The organism is Rhizobium sp. BK008 (assembly GCF_014197345.1).
GTDB classification, from domain to species: Bacteria; Pseudomonadota; Alphaproteobacteria; order Rhizobiales; family Rhizobiaceae; genus Rhizobium; species Rhizobium anhuiense.
Map to the genome: position 1 here is coordinate 286,682 of NZ_JACIFK010000006.1, position 18,054 is coordinate 304,735.

At 61.5% G+C, this 18,054-nt stretch carries 11 protein-coding genes; 4 read left to right on the forward strand and 7 right to left on the reverse strand.

Annotated features, from left to right (window positions below; all coding sequences use genetic code 11):
• Nucleotides 1-28: 28 nt before the first annotated feature.
• From glgB to FHT69_RS23565, 3 genes are read right to left on the reverse strand one after another with little or no spacing between them, the layout of a single operon-like run.
• Nucleotides 29-2,239 (reverse strand): 1,4-alpha-glucan branching protein GlgB, encoded by a 2,211-nt coding sequence (glgB, locus tag FHT69_RS23555; RefSeq protein WP_183906043.1) that lies wholly within the window; start codon nt 2,237-2,239, stop codon nt 29-31.
• Nucleotides 2,236-5,517: a maltose alpha-D-glucosyltransferase gene (gene treS / locus FHT69_RS23560; protein ID WP_183903868.1), complete on the reverse strand. Its 3,282-nt coding sequence runs from the start codon at nt 5,515-5,517 to the stop codon at nt 2,236-2,238. The genes glgB and treS overlap by 4 nt, the downstream gene beginning before the upstream one ends.
• Nucleotides 5,518-8,742 carry an alpha-1,4-glucan--maltose-1-phosphate maltosyltransferase gene (locus FHT69_RS23565; RefSeq protein WP_183906044.1) on the reverse strand — a complete coding sequence of 1,075 codons (3,225 nt, stop codon included), beginning with the start codon at nt 8,740-8,742 and terminating at the stop codon, nt 5,518-5,520.
• Nucleotides 8,743-8,970: 228 nt separating this feature from the next.
• Between FHT69_RS23565 and FHT69_RS23570 the strand changes: the two genes are divergently transcribed.
• From FHT69_RS23570 to FHT69_RS23580, 3 genes are all read left to right on the forward strand, one after another.
• Nucleotides 8,971-9,360 carry a hypothetical protein gene (locus FHT69_RS23570; RefSeq protein ID WP_047618877.1) on the forward strand — a complete coding sequence of 130 codons (390 nt, stop codon included), beginning with the start codon at nt 8,971-8,973 and terminating at the stop codon, nt 9,358-9,360.
• Between the two features lie 72 nt (nt 9,361-9,432).
• Nucleotides 9,433-10,314 carry an MBL fold metallo-hydrolase gene (locus tag FHT69_RS23575; protein ID WP_047618875.1) on the forward strand — a complete coding sequence of 294 codons (882 nt, stop codon included), beginning with the start codon at nt 9,433-9,435 and terminating at the stop codon, nt 10,312-10,314.
• 21 nt (nt 10,315-10,335) lie between these two features.
• Entirely contained in the window at nt 10,336-11,109 is a 774-nt protein-coding gene (locus FHT69_RS23580; RefSeq protein WP_047618873.1) for a phosphotransferase enzyme family protein, read from the forward strand.
• 55 nt (nt 11,110-11,164) lie between these two features.
• Here the strand turns inward: FHT69_RS23580 and FHT69_RS23585 are convergent, their stop codons facing one another.
• Together FHT69_RS23585 and FHT69_RS23590 are read right to left on the reverse strand one after the other, a co-directional pair.
• Nucleotides 11,165-12,208 (reverse strand): magnesium and cobalt transport protein CorA, encoded by a 1,044-nt coding sequence (locus tag FHT69_RS23585; RefSeq protein WP_047618872.1) that lies wholly within the window; start codon nt 12,206-12,208, stop codon nt 11,165-11,167.
• A 155-nt stretch (nt 12,209-12,363) separates the two neighbouring features.
• Nucleotides 12,364-13,074 (reverse strand): DUF4272 domain-containing protein, encoded by a 711-nt coding sequence (locus FHT69_RS23590; protein ID WP_183906045.1) that lies wholly within the window; start codon nt 13,072-13,074, stop codon nt 12,364-12,366.
• Nucleotides 13,075-13,275: 201 nt separating this feature from the next.
• Here FHT69_RS23590 and FHT69_RS23595 point away from each other — a divergent pair, with 201 nt between their 5' ends.
• Nucleotides 13,276-15,159, forward strand: coding sequence for a methyl-accepting chemotaxis protein (locus FHT69_RS23595; protein WP_183845425.1), 1,884 nt, complete (start codon nt 13,276-13,278; stop codon nt 15,157-15,159).
• A gap of 66 nt (nt 15,160-15,225) precedes the next feature.
• Here FHT69_RS23595 and FHT69_RS23600 read toward each other — a convergent pair whose 3' ends face one another.
• Together FHT69_RS23600 and FHT69_RS23605 are read right to left on the reverse strand one after the other, a co-directional pair.
• On the reverse strand, nt 15,226-16,677 hold the full coding sequence (locus FHT69_RS23600) for an NCS1 family nucleobase:cation symporter-1 (RefSeq protein ID WP_183906046.1): 1,452 nt from the start codon (nt 16,675-16,677) through the stop codon (nt 15,226-15,228).
• A 150-nt stretch (nt 16,678-16,827) separates the two neighbouring features.
• Nucleotides 16,828-17,997 (reverse strand): alpha/beta hydrolase, encoded by a 1,170-nt coding sequence (locus FHT69_RS23605; RefSeq protein WP_183906047.1) that lies wholly within the window; start codon nt 17,995-17,997, stop codon nt 16,828-16,830.
• Nucleotides 17,998-18,054: the final 57 nt, after the last annotated feature.

An 18,054-nucleotide genomic window follows, 5' to 3' on the forward strand; every position in this document is an offset into this window, starting at 1 on the left:
CGCGAAGCCGCAAGGGACTGAGACCTCGTCAAGGCGACGGCCCCTGCAGAAACATCGTCGACAGCGGCGGCAGCGTCAGCGACAGGGAGACGGGCCTGCCGTGGGCCGCCACGGGTTCAGTCGACACCGCGCCATTGACCAGACCCGAGCCGCCATATTCCCGTGCATCGGTCGTTATCCGTTCGATCCACACACCGTCGCTCGGCACACCGATCCTGTAACCGTAACGCGGCACCGGCGTGAAATTCGACACGACCAGGAACGACGAAGCGCGGGCGGGCGCGTAACGGAGCATCCCGAGAACGGAATTGACGGCGTCGTCGGCTGCCGCCCATTCGAAGCCCTCCGGGTGAAAGTCGCCGAACTGCAATGCCGGCTCTTGCCCGTAAAGGCTGTTCAGATCCCGCACCAGCCGCTGGATACCGACATGCTGGGGCCGGTCCAGCACATCCCAGGTCACCGAACCGTCATGGTTCCACTCGCCCGGCTGGGCGATTTCGCTGCCCATGAACAGAAGCTTTTTGCCGGGATGGCCCCACATGAAGGCAAGATAGCTGCGCAGATTGGCGAATTTCTGCCATTCGTCGCCCGGCATCTTGGTCAGCAGCGAGCCCTTTCCGTAGACGACCTCGTCATGGGAAATCGGCAGCATGAAGCGCTCGGAATAGGCATAGATCATCCCGAAAGTCATCGTACCGTGGTGATAGCTCCGGTAGACCGGATCCTTCTCGATGTAGCTCAGGCTGTCATGCATCCAGCCCATGTTCCATTTAATGTCGAATCCGAGTCCTCCCTGCTCCGGCGGTTTCGTCACTCCGGGCCAGGCCGTCGATTCCTCGGCGATCATCATCGCGTGCGGGCAGCGCTCGTGGATGATGCTATTCAGGTGCTTGAAGAATTCGACCGCTTCCAGGTTTTCGCGACCGCCATATTGGTTGGGAATCCACTCGCCCTCGTTGCGGCTGTAGTCGCGGTAAAGCATCGAGGCAACGGCATCCACCCGCAAACCGTCGATGTGGTAACGCTCGAGCCATTCGAGCGCGCTGGCGATCAGGAACCCTTTCACCTCGTTGCGGCCGAGATTGTAGATCAGCGTGTTCCAGTCGCGGTGAAAGCCTTCGCGCGGATCTTCGTGCTCGTAGAGCGCGCTGCCGTCGAAGCGAGCAAGCCCCCAGACGTCTGTGGGAAAATGGGCCGGCACCCAGTCGAGGATGACGCCGAGCCCGGCGCCATGGCACCGGTCGACGAAATAGGCGAGATCCTCAGGCGTTCCGTATCGGCCGGTGGGCGCAAACAGGCCGAGCGGCTGATAACCCCAGGAGCCGCCGAAGGGATGCTCCATGATCGGGAGGAGCTCGATATGGGTAAAACCCATGTCGCGGGCATAGGGAACGAGCCGCTGGCTGAGCTCGACCCAGTCGAGTGACCTGTTGCCATCCTTTTGATCGCGAAGCCAGGAGCCGGCGTGCACCTCGTAGACGGAGAATGCGCCCTCCAGTCTGTCTTGCAGGGATCGGCCCTTCATCCAGCCGTCATCGCTCCATCGAAACGGCGTCGACGATGCGACGATGGATGCGGTCGACGGGGCGGCCTCGCTCGCCCTTGCCACCGGATCGGCCTTCTGCGGCAGGCAGGTCCCCTGCGCGTCGACGATCTCGAACTTGTATCTTTCGCCGGGGGCGAGGCGCGGAACGAACAGTTCCCAGACGCCCGCCGACGGTCTCAACCGCATCGGGTTTCGCCGCCCGTCCCAGGCATTGAAGTCGCCGACGACCGAAACACGGCGCGCATTCGGAGCCCACACGGCAAAGCGGACCCCTGATATGCCGTCGATCGACATCGCCATAGCGCCGAGCGTCCGGCTCAGGCTGTAGTGGGTGCCTTCCGATATCAAATGGAGGTCGAGTTCTCCCAGCAGCAGGCCGAAACTGTATGGATCCTCGGTGATCTGGACGGCATCCGGCCAGGTGATCCGCAGCCGATATCCCGTCCTCGACGCGGCCACTGCCGCAAACAGGCCGGACGGATGGGCGATGCTGAAAGGCGTCACCACCCGACCGCTCGCCGCCTCGATGAGATCGACCGCTTCGGCGCCGGGCAGGTAGACCCGCACGATCGTCATGCCACCGCTTTCGTGGGGACCGAGGATCGAAAACGGATCGCCATGACGTCCCTCGATCAGGGCCCATAACGCATCCTGTCCGATGCCTGAGAGAAGTTCCGAACGTTCGACATTCATGCCTTCACCCCCGCCAGACGGGATACGATTTCGGTAAAGCCGGATAATGGGATCGGAAGCCATTTCGGCCTGTTGCGGGCTTCATAGGCGATCTCGTAGGCGGCCTTTTCGAGAAGAAAGGCATCGAGAACCCTCCGTCTTTGATTGGCTGGCATATCAAGCTCCTTCGATACGGAGACCGCCTGCGAATAGGCATCGAGAAAAGCCTCCTCGGCATGGCGCCCGAAGCGGGCGATCGCCTCGCGCCGGACTTCGTTCTCGTGTTCGATGACTGCGTCGTTATCGAGTTGGGCGGTGGCCACGAGATAGCTCAGCGATCTCAAAAGCCCGGCGACATCGCGCAGCGGGTTGGTCTTGGCGCGGCGCTCGGTCAGGTTTTTCGCGGGTTCCCCCTCGAAGTCGATGATGACGGCGTCGCCCTCGCTGACGAGGATCTGGCCAAGATGGAAATCGCCATGCGTGCGCGTCATCAGCGTATGCCGGGCGCTCGCCGCCAGCGTCGCGGCGAGCTCGGCGAGTTCGGAACGGCGCTTGAGAAGCGGTGCTGCGAGCAGGTCGATCGCCGGATCGGCATTCTCCTCGCGTTCAGCAAGTTTCGACAGGGCATAGGCAACCTCGCCGGCAACGGCGTTCTTCATCGCCTCGAGCTCGCTGTCGCCTGCGACCACCGGACTGAAGGCTTCGTCATCGGTCTCCCCAGCGAGTACAACATGCAGTTCGCCGAGCCGGAGGCCGACCATCGCGACGAAACTGATCAGCGACCGGAAGACGTCGTCGCCGGGCTGGACGGCCGGGTCGTTCAGCACGAGTTCGTCTGCCCCACGGCGCAGATTGTTCAACATCCAGTTCCAGGCGTCGCCTTGATTGCGGATCGCGCCCTGGACGATGATCAAGGTCGAACGGCGTCCGCTGGAATCGGTGTGCGCGACCTCGCCGAGCAGGGGCGCCGTGTGGTCATAGCCGGCGCGGGTGAGATAGCGCGTCATCTCGACCTCCGGATGGATACCCGGAAAGATGTGCCTGATCAGCTTGATCATCGCGAGGTCGCCGACGATCAGCGAACTGTTGGACTGCTCGGCCGAAAGCCAATGGACCGCAAGGTCGTCAGTGACTTCAAGGCGATCGAGCCGCTCCGTGCCGAGAAATTCGAGGGTGCCGGTGCGGCCGGTGATGCGCGAGCGGTCGCGAAGTCCGCGCAGGATGCCGCGCGCCATCGCCTCCACGGCAAATCCATCCGTCAGGAAGCCGACGCGCCTGCCCTGGCGAATCCGTCCGAGCGCCAGTTGCTGGGTCAGCGCGGAGGGTTGCGCATCGTCCCAGGCGACCGCCAGCGGCAGTTGATAGGATTCGCTATGGTTCGGCAGCACGGCTTCCAATTCACCGAGGACGATACCGTCGGCGAACGGGATCGGGGTTGCGGAGATCAGACGTGCTGCCTGAAGCGCCTGGTCCTTCGCCCCGAACCACCGCCGTTTCGCGAGATAGGCAGGCAGGATTTCAGTGCTGAGGGCGCGCGCAAGCTTGGGTTCATCGACAAGATCGAGCAGGCCGCGGCGGATGACCATCGTCACCAGATCTGGAAGCTGCTCCGGCGGCGCGGTGCGCCATGCCGGCGGGTCGGCATCGGCCTCCAATTGGAACCAGAAGAAGCCGTAGGGCGGCAGTGTCAGCAGATACGTCAGTTGACCGATCGGCGGGAAGGGTGACATGCCGGTCAATTCGATGGGCACGCGGCCCTCGAAGCTCGACAGGTCGAGTTCGACGGCCTGGGGCAGCCGCGAGAGGTTTGCGACGCAAAGCAGGGTCTCGTCTTCATATTCCCGGAGATAGGCAAGGATCTTGCGGTTCTCCGGTGAGAGGAACCGCAGCGAACCACGTCCGAAAGCCGGATGCCTGCCGCGCAGCGCCAGCATTTTGCGCGTCCAGTTCAGCAGCGAATGCGCGTCCGTGCTCTGCGCCTCGACGTTGACGGCCTCGAAACCGTAGAGCGGATCGGCGACCGGCGGCAGGACGAGACGCGCCGGGTCTACCCTGGAGAAGCCGCCATTGCGGTCCGGAGACCATTGCATCGGCGTCCTCACCCCATCCCGGTCGCCGAGATAGATATTGTCCCCCATGCCGATCTCGTCGCCATAATAGATCACCGGCGTTCCCGGCATCGACAGAAGCAACGCGTTCATCAGTTCGATCCGCCGGCGGTCGCGTTCCATCAGCGGCGCTAGGCGCCGCCTTATGCCGAGATTGATGCGGGCGCGCTTGTCGGATGCATAGGTCTCCCAAAGATAGTCCCGCTCGGCGTCGGTCACCATTTCGAGCGTCAACTCGTCGTGGTTGCGAAGGAAGATCGCCCATTGGCAGTTGTCGGGAATCTCCGGCGTCTGACGCAGGATGTCGGTGATCGGGAACCGGTCCTCCTTGGCGATCGCCATATACATCCGTGGCATCAGCGGGAAGTGGAAGGCCATGTGGCATTCGTCGCCGTCCCCGAAATATTCGCGCGTGTCCTCCGGCCACTGATTGGCCTCGGCAAGCAGCATCACGCCGGGATGGGTGGCGTCGAGAGCGGCGCGAATGCGTCTGAGGATTGCATGGGTTTCCGGCAAGTTTTCGTTGATCGTTCCCTCGCGCTCGACGAGGTAGGGGATCGCGTCGAGACGAAATCCGTCTATGCCGGTTTCCAGCCAGAAGCGCATCACCCTCAGCAATTCCTCCATGACGAGGGGGCTGTCGAAATTCAGGTCGGGTTGATGGGAATAGAAGCGGTGCCAGTAATAGGCGCCGGCAACGGCGTCCCATGTCCAGTTGGATTTTTCCGTGTCGATGAAAATAATCCGCGTTTCCGGAAATTTCTGATCGGTATCCGACCAAACGTAGAAGTCGCGCTCCGGTGATCCCGCTGGCGCCTGGCGGGCGCGCTGGAACCAAGGATGCTGATCGGAGGTGTGGTTGATGACGAGCTCGATGATGACGCGGATATTGCGCTGGTGAGCAGCATCGACGAAGGCGCGGAAATCCTCCACCGTCCCGTAATCGGAGCTGACATTGCCATAATCGGCAATGTCATAGCCGTCGTCGCGGCGCGGAGAGGGAAAGAACGGCAGCAGCCAGATGGCGTTGACGCCGAGGGCCGCGATGTGATCGAGCTTCTGGTGCAGGCCGGCAAAATCGCCGACCCCGTCGCCATTGGCGTCGTAGAACGACTTGATGTGCAGCTGGTAGATGATCGCATCCTTGTACCACAGCGGCTGGTGCGAGCCATCGGCATTCATCGCGTCCATTCATGCCTCCCTTGAGCGAATACGCCAGATCGCATAGGGCAGGACCTCGGGGTTGAACCCGATGCTCTGCCATTTGCCGGTCCACTTGAAACGATGCCCGACGATCAGATCTTCGGCATCCAGCGTGCCGCCGTCTCCGAGCGACCAGTGCCAGAGCGGCAGTTCGACGTCGCTTTGCTGGAAATTGTAGGGATCGAGGCTGATGGCGATCAGCAGGACATTGTCGCGGGCACGGCTTGCCTTCTCGAAAAACAGGATATTGTCATTTCGCGCATTCAGCAGCGTCAGCCCGAGATGCGAATGCAGCGCGGTGTTTTCGGTCCGGATGCGGTTGAGCGTCCTGATTTCGGCAATGATATTGCCCGGCCGGTCATAGTCCCAGGCACGGATCTCGTACTTCTCGCTGTCGGCATATTCCTTGCGTTTAGCGTCAGGACGCCCCTCGCAAAGTTCGAAACCGTTATAGACGCCCCACAAACCCGACAGGGTGGCGGCAAGGGCTGCGCGGATCAGGAAGGCCGGACGCGGCGCATTCTGCAGGAAATCCGGATTGATATCATGGGTGTTGACGAAGAAATGCGGGCGGAAGAACTCCTTCGCCGGCGTCTCGGTCAGCTCTCGCATATATTGCTCGAGCTCCCATTTGGCATTGCGCCAGGTGAAGTAGGTGTAGGACTGGGAGAAGCCGATCTTTGCCAGCCGGTACATGACCTTCGGCTTGGTGAAGGCCTCCGACAGGAAGACGACATCGGGGTGACGCGCCCTGATATCGCCGATCAGCCATTCCCAGAACGGAAAGGGTTTGGTGTGCGGATTGTCGACGCGAAACAGCTTCACGCCCTGATCCACCCAAAGCTGGACGACATCCCTGAGCTCCACCCATAACGAAGGCAGCGCGTCTTTCGTGTAGAAATCGACGTTGACGATATCCTCGTATTTCTTCGGCGGGTTTTCGGCATATTTGATCGTGCCGTCGGGACGCCAGTCGAACCAGCCGGGATGCTCCTTCAGCCAGGGGTGATCCGGCGACGCCTGGATCGCGAGGTCGAGAGCGATCTCCAGACCATGCCGGCTTGCCGCCTCGACCAGCCGGCGGAAATCCTCGAACTCGCCGAGCTCGGGATGGATGGCATCGTGGCCGCCGTCCTCCGAGCCGATGGCATAGGGGCTTCCGGGATCGCCCGGCGCGGCTTTCAAGCTGTTGTTACGGCCTTTCCGGTTGGTCGAACCGATCGGATGAATCGGCGGGAAATAGAGCACGTCGAAGCCCATATCGCGGATGGCGGGCAATCTGGGGATGACGTCGTCGAAAGTGCCGTGCCGGTCCGGATCGCCGCTCTGCGAGCGCGGGAAGATCTGATACCAGCTGGCAAAGGCGGCCGCCTTCCGTTCGGCATCGACGGTGCTTGCCTCTGAGCGAAGCCGAAACGGCCGGCTGTCCGCCCTGTCCATCAATCCGGATGTCCCGGCATCGAGCAGGATCGCCGTGCGCTCGACATCGGACGCCCTTTCGAGACTGTCGGCGAGGGCCTGCAATTCGGTGCGGAGCGCAGCACCCGCATGCGTCTCGGCCGAGCGGACGAGGTTCAGCCCCTCCTGCAGTTCGAGCTTCAGGTCCAGCCTGGCATCGTTCTTCTTCGTCAGTTCGTAACGAAAGATCGCAAACGGGTTTTTCCATGCCTCGATGGCAAATTCGTAGCGTCCGGTGCGCTCCAGCAGGAATTCGGCGCGCCAGCGGTCGTTTTCGACCAGTTGCATCTCCGTCTCGTTCCAGTCTGCAGCATCGACCGGCCGCCAGAGCAGGACTGCGACGAGCGGGTCGTGGCCGTCGGCAATTATATCCGCCTCGACGGCCACGATGTCGCCGACCACCCGCTTGACGGGAAAGCGCCCGTCGTCGACCCTCGGCATGATGTTTTCGATGGCGAGCCGCGCCGACGCGACCGCCTGCTCGATCTCGAGGATCGGCTGGGATGTGATCGGCGACGGCGCCTTACATTCAACCACCCGGGCCTCCCCTGCCCGCAGCCGCAGCGGCGCGCCGTCGGTCGCGACGGGAAGAAAACCGGAAGCCGCTTCGCGAAGGGCCGTCACCGGCGCGGGTGCGCTCTTCCGAAGATCCCTATTGAGCAGGATGAGGCGTACATTCTCGGCGCTGCGCAGGTCTTCCGCCTCGGACTGCAGAAGTGCCGAGACCGGGCCATTGGCGTTGCGGATCAGCCGCAGCGATGCGGCACGCGCATGAGGGTTCTTGCCGATCTCATTGTTTGCAAGGCGAATTTCGGAGGAAAGATCAAAAGCGAGGTCATGGCGCATCCCTCGCAAGCCGGCTCCATTCCCATGGGTCGGATCGAGTGGCGTGGTTGCACCATATTCGAAGCCCATCGGAACCATCAGGCCGCCGCCGAGCGAGGCAGCAAGACGCAGCGCCCGGACCGCGCGCCGTTCGAGGACTTCGCGGCTCTCGGTTCCGTGCGCGATCCGCCGGGCGAATGGCGGCTCCGGAAAAGCGATCTGCCAGCCGAGCGGTGCCTGGACGCGGTATTCTTCGATGAACCATCTCTCGTCGAGATCCCACCAGGCCATCGATGAAAAACATCCATCGAAGCCTGTATCCCTGACCGCGTCCCTCACGCCAAAATCAGTACCGGGCGTCCAGGCGATAAATTGCGCGTCCGCCTTCTCCTGGACTGCCGAAATCAGCGATCTGAAAATCGCCGGCGCGACGCGATCAATCCCGAGCGTCCGGTAACCGGCGAGGCCGAGCTCGGTCAGCAACCGCAGCCGTTCAGTCCATTCCGCCAACAGCTGCGATTGGCGCTCTGCGCCCATCGCGGATATCGGGTCCTCGGGGTCTAATGGCGAGCGCCGGGGGTCGACGGGATGAAAGTCCGCTTGGGAAGCCCGGGCTTTGCCGTCGAGCATCAAGTCCATCATCAAGGCGACACCGCTCTTGCGGGCAGCCTCCGCCAGAAGCCCCACTCCATCCTCGACCTCGCGTCCGAGCGACAGTTGAGGATCGAGGCAATCCAGATCTTGGGAGGCGAAGACGCTGCGCTCCCCGCCCCGGTCGAAGAGAGGTGCGGTCAGCACACGGTCGAAGCCCATCTCCGCCGCATGGTCGAAAACCTCGCGCCACGCATCGACACCCTGAAGAAGGAGTGGATTGACATAATAAATCCGGGGTGGGGTGCTCAACACACCCTGGTTCGCAGAGAATAACATCGTCCGCCGCCTCGAGTTGGTTTAGAGGCAAACTTTTTTTGGCGGCGGTTGTTCCACTAAAACTGGCAATTCGCGATGCGCCAGATACCGTCGGCCGCGTTGGCGCGGGATCGATGGGGCGCGTTCCAAGGCGCTCGCACTGCGGCGAAGCCTTGAAGGTTCGTGCCGTTTTTGGGTAGTCTTCTGCCTCCCGGGAGGGTGACCCATTTGGCTGCTGACGACGTACCATTGCTTCGATCGATACAACTTGGCGCAGCCCTGTCGGCTTGCGCCTTGGGTCTGGCTTCCTGGAGCATCGAGACCGATCACTCCACGGAGCACACGCATGGCCTGTTCGAAATCCGCGAGGAGGCCAGGCGCTTCATTTCGCACGAGAACGCCAGGGGGGATCAGCAATGGGAAGTGCTGGAGCCCAATCTGAAGACGCTGGTTCCCCGATGTGCGGTCCCACTGGAAACACAGTGGACGCCGAAGAGTCTTGGCCGCTCGAAGCCGAGCGTCATGGCGATATGCACGGTCACCGTGCCGAACTCTGTGATGAAACGCTGGGACGTACACGTCCCCGTGAAGCAGGAACCAAATCAGGCGAAAGCCGCCACAGATCCCGCCTCCCCCTGAAAGAGCAGGCGTCCGAACGTGATTTGATATATCCGGATGAGATCACTGCGATTGCAACAGAGGCGACCAGACGTGAATGCATCGGTGGAATTGCGCTCCTACCCCGGACTCGACGATCGCATCGTGATCGTCCGGGTCGGCGACGAAGTGGATGCCGTGTTCGTCCGGACCGAGAGATTCAACGTCCTGATCGATACGCTCGGCACGCCCGAGCTGTGCCGGATGGCGCTGGATCTGCTCGAGGAAAGGGCCGAGGCTCGTCCGCTGGTCGTCGTCAATTCGCATATGGATTGGGATCATTTCTGGGGAAATGCCGCCATTGCCGGGCGCGCGCCGATTATCGCGCATGCCGCCGCGCTCGACCGTTTGCGCGACCCTTCCACACGAGAAGTCCTCAGCGACAAGGCGAGCCAGGAATCGCGATTTCGGAACGTCGACCTCATCGGTCCCGATATTACCTTCTCAGGCTCGATGACCCTCAACGGCGGCGATCTGACGCTGGAGCTCATTCATACGCCAGGACATACGCCCGACCATATCGCCATATGGATTCCCGAACTTCGCACCTGCCTGGCCGTCGACGCGGTGGAATACCCCATTCCCGAAGTCTGGAGCAGAGCTGCTGGCGACCTTCGCCTGATCCGTTCCTCGCTCGAGCGCATACGCGACCTCAAAGCCAGACTGGTCATCCCTGCGCACGGCCACACGTACTCTCCTTCGGCAGTCGATGAGAACCTGGCCTATTTCCAGGCCCTGGCCGATCGTGTCGGCAGTTTGAGCGAAAGCCGGCTGGCGGATCAGCAACTCGGCAGCTCAAGCGGCCTGCGGCTGGAAGACTTCGTCCCCATCCCCGACGGAATGCCTTCCGACACGGTGACGTTCTACCGGAACTGTCATGAGACAAACCTCGGCGCGACGGTTCAGGCCCATATCGAAAGACTGAAATCCGCGTAGAATATCTTTGGAGATCGCGAAGTGAAGCCATTGGAGGGCGGCCGAACCGCGCAGATCTGGCGTGACGGCGATACCGTCATCCGACCATCGGGCGCATGGACGCCGACGGTGCATCGGTTTTTACGCCATCTGAGGAGCAGAGGCTTTGCGGGAGCACCTGATCCCATTGAGATAACCGGCGAAAATCAGGAAGTCGTCAGCTATGTCGCCGGGCGTGTCTGCGAAGACTTGAACGATCCGTTTGTCGGATCGGAGCGCATGCTGGTTTCCGCAGCCCGGCTCCTGCGCGATTTTCATTCGGCATCTCAAGGGTTTCTGCAGAGGGATCGCGAGGTCCAGACATGGATGCTGCCGCCGCAAGAGCCGTGCGAGATCATATGCCACGGAGATTATGCGCCCTATAATGTCGCCACGGCAGAGCATGAGGCTGTCGGGATCATCGATTTCGACGCCGCCCATCCTGCGCCGCGCCTATGGGATCTGGCCTATTCGGTTTATCGCTGGGCGCCGCTCTCCGATCCCGCCAATCCGCATGTGCCATTCGACCTCGACGAACAACTGCGGCGGGCGGACATCTTCTGCATGGCCTATGGGGCGACGGCGGAGGAACGGCTCCAGCTCCCCGAAACGATCTGCCGGCGCCTTCAGGCGCTCGTCGATTTCATGCTGGCGAGCGCCTCAACCGGAGATGAGACATTCGTCGAGGACGTGAATGCAGGAGACGCCCGGCTTTATCTCAGCGATATCGACTATATCGGAAACCATCGGGATCGACTGCTGAAGGCGCTGTGCTGACGCGCCTCGCCAATGCAGACGTCCCGTCTGCCGCGTGTCCGCAGCGCCCACATATCTAGAGCCATTTCCTCCGACGGAAGAAAGTGAAGAGGAACAGACACAAGAAGGCGATGACGGCTAGCACGACGAAATAGCCATACTGGAATTTCAGTTCCGGCATATCGCTGAAATTCATCCCGTAGATGCCGGCGATTGCGGTGGGGACGGCGAGAATCGCCGCCCAGGCGGCGAGCTGGCGGGCAATCGCCGTCTGCTCCGTCTGGCCAATCATCACGCTGGCCTCGAAGGCGAAAGCGAGGACCTCGCGCAGCGCGTCGATATCCTCCTGGACCCGGCGCACGTGATCCGTTACATCGCGAAACAGCGACTGGAGCGTCGGATCCATGCCGGGAAGATCGATATGCTCGTAGCGCCGACAGACGTCTACCAGCGGGACCACGGCGTTGCGCAGCCGCAGCAGCTTACGCCGCAACAGGTAAAGCCGCTCGATGTCGGATTTTGCCAGCTGTTCGCGTAGCACCAGATCCTCGAGCTTCTCAACCTCCTCCTGCACGACCTCGATCACCGGCATGTAATTGTCGACGATGAAATCGAGGATGGAATAGAGAATGTAATTTTCGCCGTGGGCAAGCGCCGTGGGCGTGGCCTCGCATCGCTGCCGCACCGCAAGGTACGAGGACGAGTCTCCGTGGCGAACGGAGACGACATAGCCGCGACCGACGAACAGATGCGTTTCGCCGAAGACGATTTCGTCATCCTTCATATGCGCAGTCCGGGCGACGATGAACATCGCGTCCCCATAGATCTCCAGTTTCGGGCGCTGGTGGGGCTGTGCTGCGTCCTCGATCGCCAGCGGATGGAGATTGAACTCGGCCTGAACCTGGTGCAGCAGCACTTCATCCGGCTCGTGCAGGCCGATCCAGACGATGGCATTCTCCCGGCCTCGCCATTCGCCGGCCTCTTCGATCCTGATGTCCCGAATGCGTTGCCCATGCTGGTAAACGGCGGCAGCCACGACGCCGGGCCGTTCAAACGGCGGCGATGCAGAACCGCTCCCTCCCCGCTTGGGAATACTGTCCAGATCCTTCAGCTGTTCCAATCCTGCCACCCTCCCATCCCCGCGCATCACATATCCGCGGCCAACTCGTCCGCCGGCCGGGCGCGCAGCCGATCATAATGCTATTTGGCAAAACATGCATCATCCGCCTCGGTGGCGGCTGACTAGACGCTTTTCGTGGCCGGACCCGGGCCGCATCATGTGTCCGTGGATATATCGTCCCAGTCCTGATCCATGTAACCGGTCAGCCAGTTGAGGGCGTAATGCCGTTCGTAAACCACGCCCTTATCCAATCCGGCGGGTGGCTCTTCGCCCTTCAGCCGCGCGTTCACGGCGGCCCAATCGTAACGGTAGACAAGGTCGGCGGCGTCGAGCAGCTCTTTCTGCGGGCGCAGCCTGGCACGCCGCATGAGCCCTTCCGTCCCCAGTTCGCGAAGCGTGTTCGCAATGAATGGCACATCGCAAATATGGTCTGGACGCTCGAGGTCCGGCGAGATTCCGAGCGCCCACAGCATGACGTGGACACCCTCGTACCGCCAGGCGAAATTCGTCCGCTCCTGATCCGAGGGATCCGGATCGTCCATGAACGCCTGTTCCTTCGGGGTGAAAAAACTTGCGGCGTTAAACTGGCGGATGAGAGCCTGACCCATTGCGTGGTCGCCGGTCTCGCCTTTGACGGCAACGATTGCAAGGGCGATCGTGCGCTGAACGACAGCCTTGGTATTGCGGCGGGTGCCCTCGTTCCGACCATCGATGGTCGGCAGATGATCGATGGTCGGAACGCCTTCCGATCGAAGCTGGGCGATAGACCGGGCTTTACGCGCTCCCGCCTCGTCAGCGGGTTGCGAAACGGCTGCCTGCACCGGCAGGATCAGTGCGAGAAAGGCGGAAAAAATGCGCTTCATCATTATCTGGCTCCCAGCATCGCCGACGACGAATGGATAGCCATTTTCCAGTCTGAGCGGGATCCCGAGACCGAAGGCAGCGGCGATATTCCGGAAAACTGGTAAACGGCTTTTTTACATCCCGGAACAAATCGTTAAATTTTTTTCGATACAAAAGTTGTCAGCCAAACCGGTATGAGGCCGGACCTTCGATGGGGACTTTCAATGCGTCGTCCAAACATAAAATCGAGTTTGCTGTTGATTTTCAGCGGCATAGCTCTTCTTTTCGGCCTTGTCGCCTATCTCGCGGTCGACGGCCTTCGAAAGACGAACGGCTCCACTGAAGAAATTGCTGCCCATTGGCTGCCGAGCGTGCAGGCTTCGCAGGCGATCAATCTCGCCATGACCAATTTGCGCCTTGCCTATCGTGATCACATCATCGCGCAATCGGATGCGGAAAAGAAAACACGCGAAGAGGCCATCAAAGTCGCCGAGGATACCGTCGGCAAATCGGTGGACGCCTATCTTTCGCTGGCTTCATCCGAGCACGAGCGCGACCTGATCAAGACGATCAAAGAGAGCGTTGGAGGCTACATCGCCAGCAGCTCGCAGTTGCTCGCCCTTTCCCGCGCCAACAAGACCGAAGAAGCCGGGCAATATCTGGGCGGGGAGATGCGCTCCTATTCGGACAAGCTCAAGGAAGCCACCACGACCCTGGTCGAATTGGACGTCAGCGGCAGCAACAAGGCTGCCGAACTCAGCGAGGAAACCTTCGACTCCATAGAATTCTACCTGCTTGCCACAATCGGCGTTGCAGGACTGCTCGTTCTCGGCGCCGTCGCCTTCGTGCTGACCGGCATCGCCAACCCGATTACCGGCATCACCGCCGCGATGCGGCGGCTGGCCGAGGGAGACACCGCTTCGAAGATTCCGTTTGCCGACCGCGCCGACGAAATCGGATCGATGGCGGGCGCGGTGGAGATCTTCCGCCAGGCCGCGATCACGAACAAGCGCATGGAAACGGAAGCCGAGGAAAGCCGCAACAGGGCGGAAGGCGATCGCATTGCCGCTCAGCAGCAGGCGGAAGCCGACGCCTCGGAGCGGCTGCGCATCGCCACCTCGGGTCTCGCCGCCGGTTTGAAGCGACTGGCCGCAGGCGACCTCGCCTTCCAGCTCAACGAGGCCTTCGCCCCCGACTTCGAGGCGCTGCGCCATGACTTCAACCAGTCCGTCAACCAGCTTGGCGCGACGCTGAGAGCAATTTCCGAAAGCATCGGCACGATCGACGAAGGCACGCGGGAAATCTCCTCAGGGGCGAGCGATCTTTCGAAGCGTACGGAACAGCAGGCGGCCTCGCTCGAAGAGACGGCGGCAGCGCTGGAAGAGATCACGGCAAACGTATCGAACTCCAGCAAGCGAACCGAGGAGACGCGTACGGTCGCCACGGAGGCAAATCGCAGTGCCGGGGTCTCCGCGGAAGTGGTCTCCCACGCCGAAGAGGCGATGGAGCGGATCGAGACCTCGTCGCAGCAGATTTCCAACATCATCAGCGTCATCGACGAAATCGCCTTCCAAACCAACCTTCTGGCGCTCAATGCCGGCGTCGAAGCGGCAAGAGCCGGCGAGGCCGGTAAGGGCTTTGCCGTGGTCGCCCAGGAAGTGCGCGAACTCGCACAGCGCTCGGCAAGCGCTGCCAAGGAAATCAAGGGCCTGATCCAGAACTCCTCGAAGGAAGTGGAAAGCGGCGTCAAGCTGGTGCGCGATACCGGCCAGGCCCTGAAGACCATTGGCGGCTTCATCACCCAGATCAATCACCATATGGATTCGATCGCCACCTCTGCGAAAGAGCAGTCCATCGGGCTGAGCGAAGTCAATGTTGCGGTCAACCGGATGGACCAGACGACGCAACAGAATGCGACCATGGTGCAACAGTCGACGGCGGCATCCGATTCGCTGGCGCAGCAAGCCCAGAAGCTTCGCGAACTTATCGCCCAGTTCAGGCTCGACGATGGGGCCTCCAGCCAGTCCGCAGCCCTTCGCTCGACGGCCAGAACGATGGCGCAGCCCTCTGCCCGTTCAACCATGCATGCGGTCGCCGCACGCCGCTAAAACACATGGCGGCAGGAAATCGGATATGAAAGGCGCCCGGCAATTGCCGGGCGCCTTTTCATTCGGTCATGACGCGAAGGCGGGATTGCGGCGCGCGCCCATTCTCAACACGAAATAGATCGCCCCGCCGATGGCGACGCCGAAGAACCAGCCGTAGGTGCCCCACCAGTCCGGAAGGATGGACGTGAAGGTCGGCAGGATTGAGGAGAACAGCGCCCCCACGGCAAATGCGACGAAGGCGCTGCCGTGCCATCCGCTCTGGAACCGGAACTCGCCATTCTCATGGTAGAGCGCCTCAACATTCAGCTGGCTTTTCCGGATAAGGTAATAGTCCACCATCATGATGCCGAAGATCGGCCCCATCGTCGATCCGATGAAATTGACGAAATGCGCCGCACCCGTCTCCCAGGGAGCAAACGGGTAAAGCACGAGAGCGATCAGGGCGGCGATATATCCCCCGCGTTTGAAGTTGATCTGCCGCGGGAAGACATTGGCGAAGTCGAAGGCCGGCGACACGAAGTTCGCGACGACGTTGATGCCGAGCGTTGCGATCGCAAATGTCAGCGCCGCAAGCAGCGCCAGGAACCAGCTGTCGAATTTCGCCGATATCATTTCGGGATGTAGCAAGACCTCGCCATAGACTGTGAAGGCGGCCGTGGTCGTAACACCCGCGACGAGGCAGAACGCCAGGAGATTGATCGGCAGCCCCCAGAGGTTGCCTTTCCGCAGCGCCTTTTCGCTCGTGGCATAGCGCGAGAAATCGCAGAAGTTCAGGTAGAGCGCCGCGAAATAGGTGATCCAGGTGGCCGCCACGGCGGCAAGCGCCGCGATCGAGCCGGGTTCACCCGGCACGCCGGCATCCTTGGTCTTCTCGATCAGCACTTCGCGCTGGATTTCGGAACCGAAAGAGAAGGTGCCGGATTTGACGACCAGATAGACTGCGAGGATCAGCATCATGATCCAGACGGCGGGACCGGCCCAATCCTGGAATTTGCGAACCGTTTCCATCCCCCGCTGGATGATCAGTAATTGCAAACCCCAGACGATGACGTAGCAGATGACTTCGAGGGTCGAGTGGCCGAGCAGGTGGCTGTTCTGATGGAAGGCGAGCAGGCTTTCGTTGCGGATCAGCAAGGCGACGATAGCGCCGGACGCGGCCGCGGTTTGCGCCCCATACCAGAAGCAGGCGACCACCGCGCGGACCAGTGCCGGAACATTCGCCCCGAATGTGCCGAAGGAGGCGCGCGCCAGAACCGGAAAGGGTACGCCGGTACGCACGCCGGCATTGCCGACCAGGCTCATCAGAAAGAAGATGACGAGGGATCCGATGCCGATGGCGATGACGAAATTGACGAAGCTGCCGCACAGCAGGAACAGGCTCGCCGCCAGATAATAGCCCCACAGGCTGTGGACATCAGATGTCCAGACATTGAAGATGCTGAATGCACCCCATTTGCGCTCCTCGGCGGGTGCAAGATCCTCGTTATACAACGAGGGAGACGGATTTCGTACGCTCATGAATGCCCTCCCATATCCTCGAGGTCAATTTGACCACAGGCGGAAGTCTGCTCTTCATTTGGGCATCTGACAATTTGATAGTCACATTGTACACATCTCTTGGCGATGCCTGAGGATTAGCCATCGCCGCCGGCTCTTGCTTCAGTCCATTCATTGCGCGCCGACGACACGTCCGGCCAGGCGAAACGGACTTGCCACCGCGGCGCCGGCGGCATCGAAGACATAGGCACCAACATCACCGGCGGTCGAACGCCGCCCGCTTTCGAAGGAGGCGAGCTGCGCGCCGAACTTGGCGAGCGATGCATAGCGATCATGCCCCAGCCCGTCGGAGGCCTGGATCGAAGTGATGTCGATGACCCGAAGCCTTTCCTTCAAGGCAGCCTCCTCGATGACGGGATCGTCGATATCGAGGCGCCCGACGCGCGGCCGCTCCCCCGCGATGAAACTCGAAGCCACGAGCGCCCGGTCGTCCTTCGATACGAGAAGGGATATCGGGAGCGGCATGCGCCCGATATCCTTCAGCTGGGATCGGAAGACATCGACGTCGATGTCAGGGGCGGCCAGGATTACCGCCAGCTTGGCGATGACGTCATCGCGATGTTCCAGCTTGAGCTGACGCACCGTTTCCATGACCAGGAACCCGCCCATGCTGTGGCCGAAAAGAATGATGCGTTTCACCTTCCCGGAAGCCGAAAGCGATCTGACGAGGGCGTCGAGGTCGCTGCGCGAGGAGAGCGCCGCATCCCGGTCGGCGACATAGCCGGCAACGGCCGCAGCCGAGGGCCAGGAAAATAGGATCGGTGCACCCGGAATGTTGGCGTCCGCGGCGATCTGGGCGGTGCGATAGAGCGCCTCCTGGTAGCTGTAGTTGTAGCCATGCACGAAGATGCCGACGGTGCCGTCGGGTTGCACGGAGGCGAGCGCCTGATGCACGAAGGCGTCCTTCGGCAGCTGCTTGCGCTCGACGACCGCAAATTGGCGTTCGGGATCCGGTTTTGCGCTGGGGTAAGTGATGGCGGTATTCTTCCTGCCGGAAGGGACCGAAAATGCGTACTGCTCGTAGGTGAGATTGTCAGCCCATGCACTGCCGAAGCCGCCCCGCACACTGTCGGGAGTTCTGTTGGTCGCGGCAAGAACGCTCACGCGATCCGGTGCGACGTCATCCGCATGAGAGGCTTCATCGCGATGAACCGCCAGATGGACCGGGTTCAAGACCTCTGGCGAGGGCCTCGTGGCGCAACCGGCGAGCACTGCCAGACCGATCGTGGCCAGCATCGCCGGCGCGCCCTTCGGAAGCCATTTCAAACGCAGTTCCGTCATCGAGCCGTCCCCTCGGAGACCAGGAGATGCAGCGGCCGCCCTGGCGGCCGCATGCGA

Excerpts from the sequence above, each read along its gene's own strand:
- glgB (WP_183906043.1), bottom strand. The coding sequence starts at position 2,239 with ATGAATGTCGAACGTTCGGAACTTCTCTCAGGCATCGGACAGGATGCG.
- treS (WP_183903868.1), bottom strand. The coding sequence starts at position 5,517 with ATGGACGCGATGAATGCCGATGGCTCGCACCAGCCGCTGTGGTACAAG.
- FHT69_RS23565 (WP_183906044.1), bottom strand. The coding sequence starts at position 8,742 with ATGTTATTCTCTGCGAACCAGGGTGTGTTGAGCACCCCACCCCGGATT.
- FHT69_RS23590 (WP_183906045.1), bottom strand. The coding sequence starts at position 13,074 with ATGATGAAGCGCATTTTTTCCGCCTTTCTCGCACTGATCCTGCCGGTG.
- FHT69_RS23595 (WP_183845425.1), top strand. The coding sequence starts at position 13,276 with ATGCGTCGTCCAAACATAAAATCGAGTTTGCTGTTGATTTTCAGCGGC.
- FHT69_RS23600 (WP_183906046.1), bottom strand. The coding sequence starts at position 16,677 with ATGAGCGTACGAAATCCGTCTCCCTCGTTGTATAACGAGGATCTTGCA.
- FHT69_RS23605 (WP_183906047.1), bottom strand. The coding sequence starts at position 17,997 with ATGACGGAACTGCGTTTGAAATGGCTTCCGAAGGGCGCGCCGGCGATG.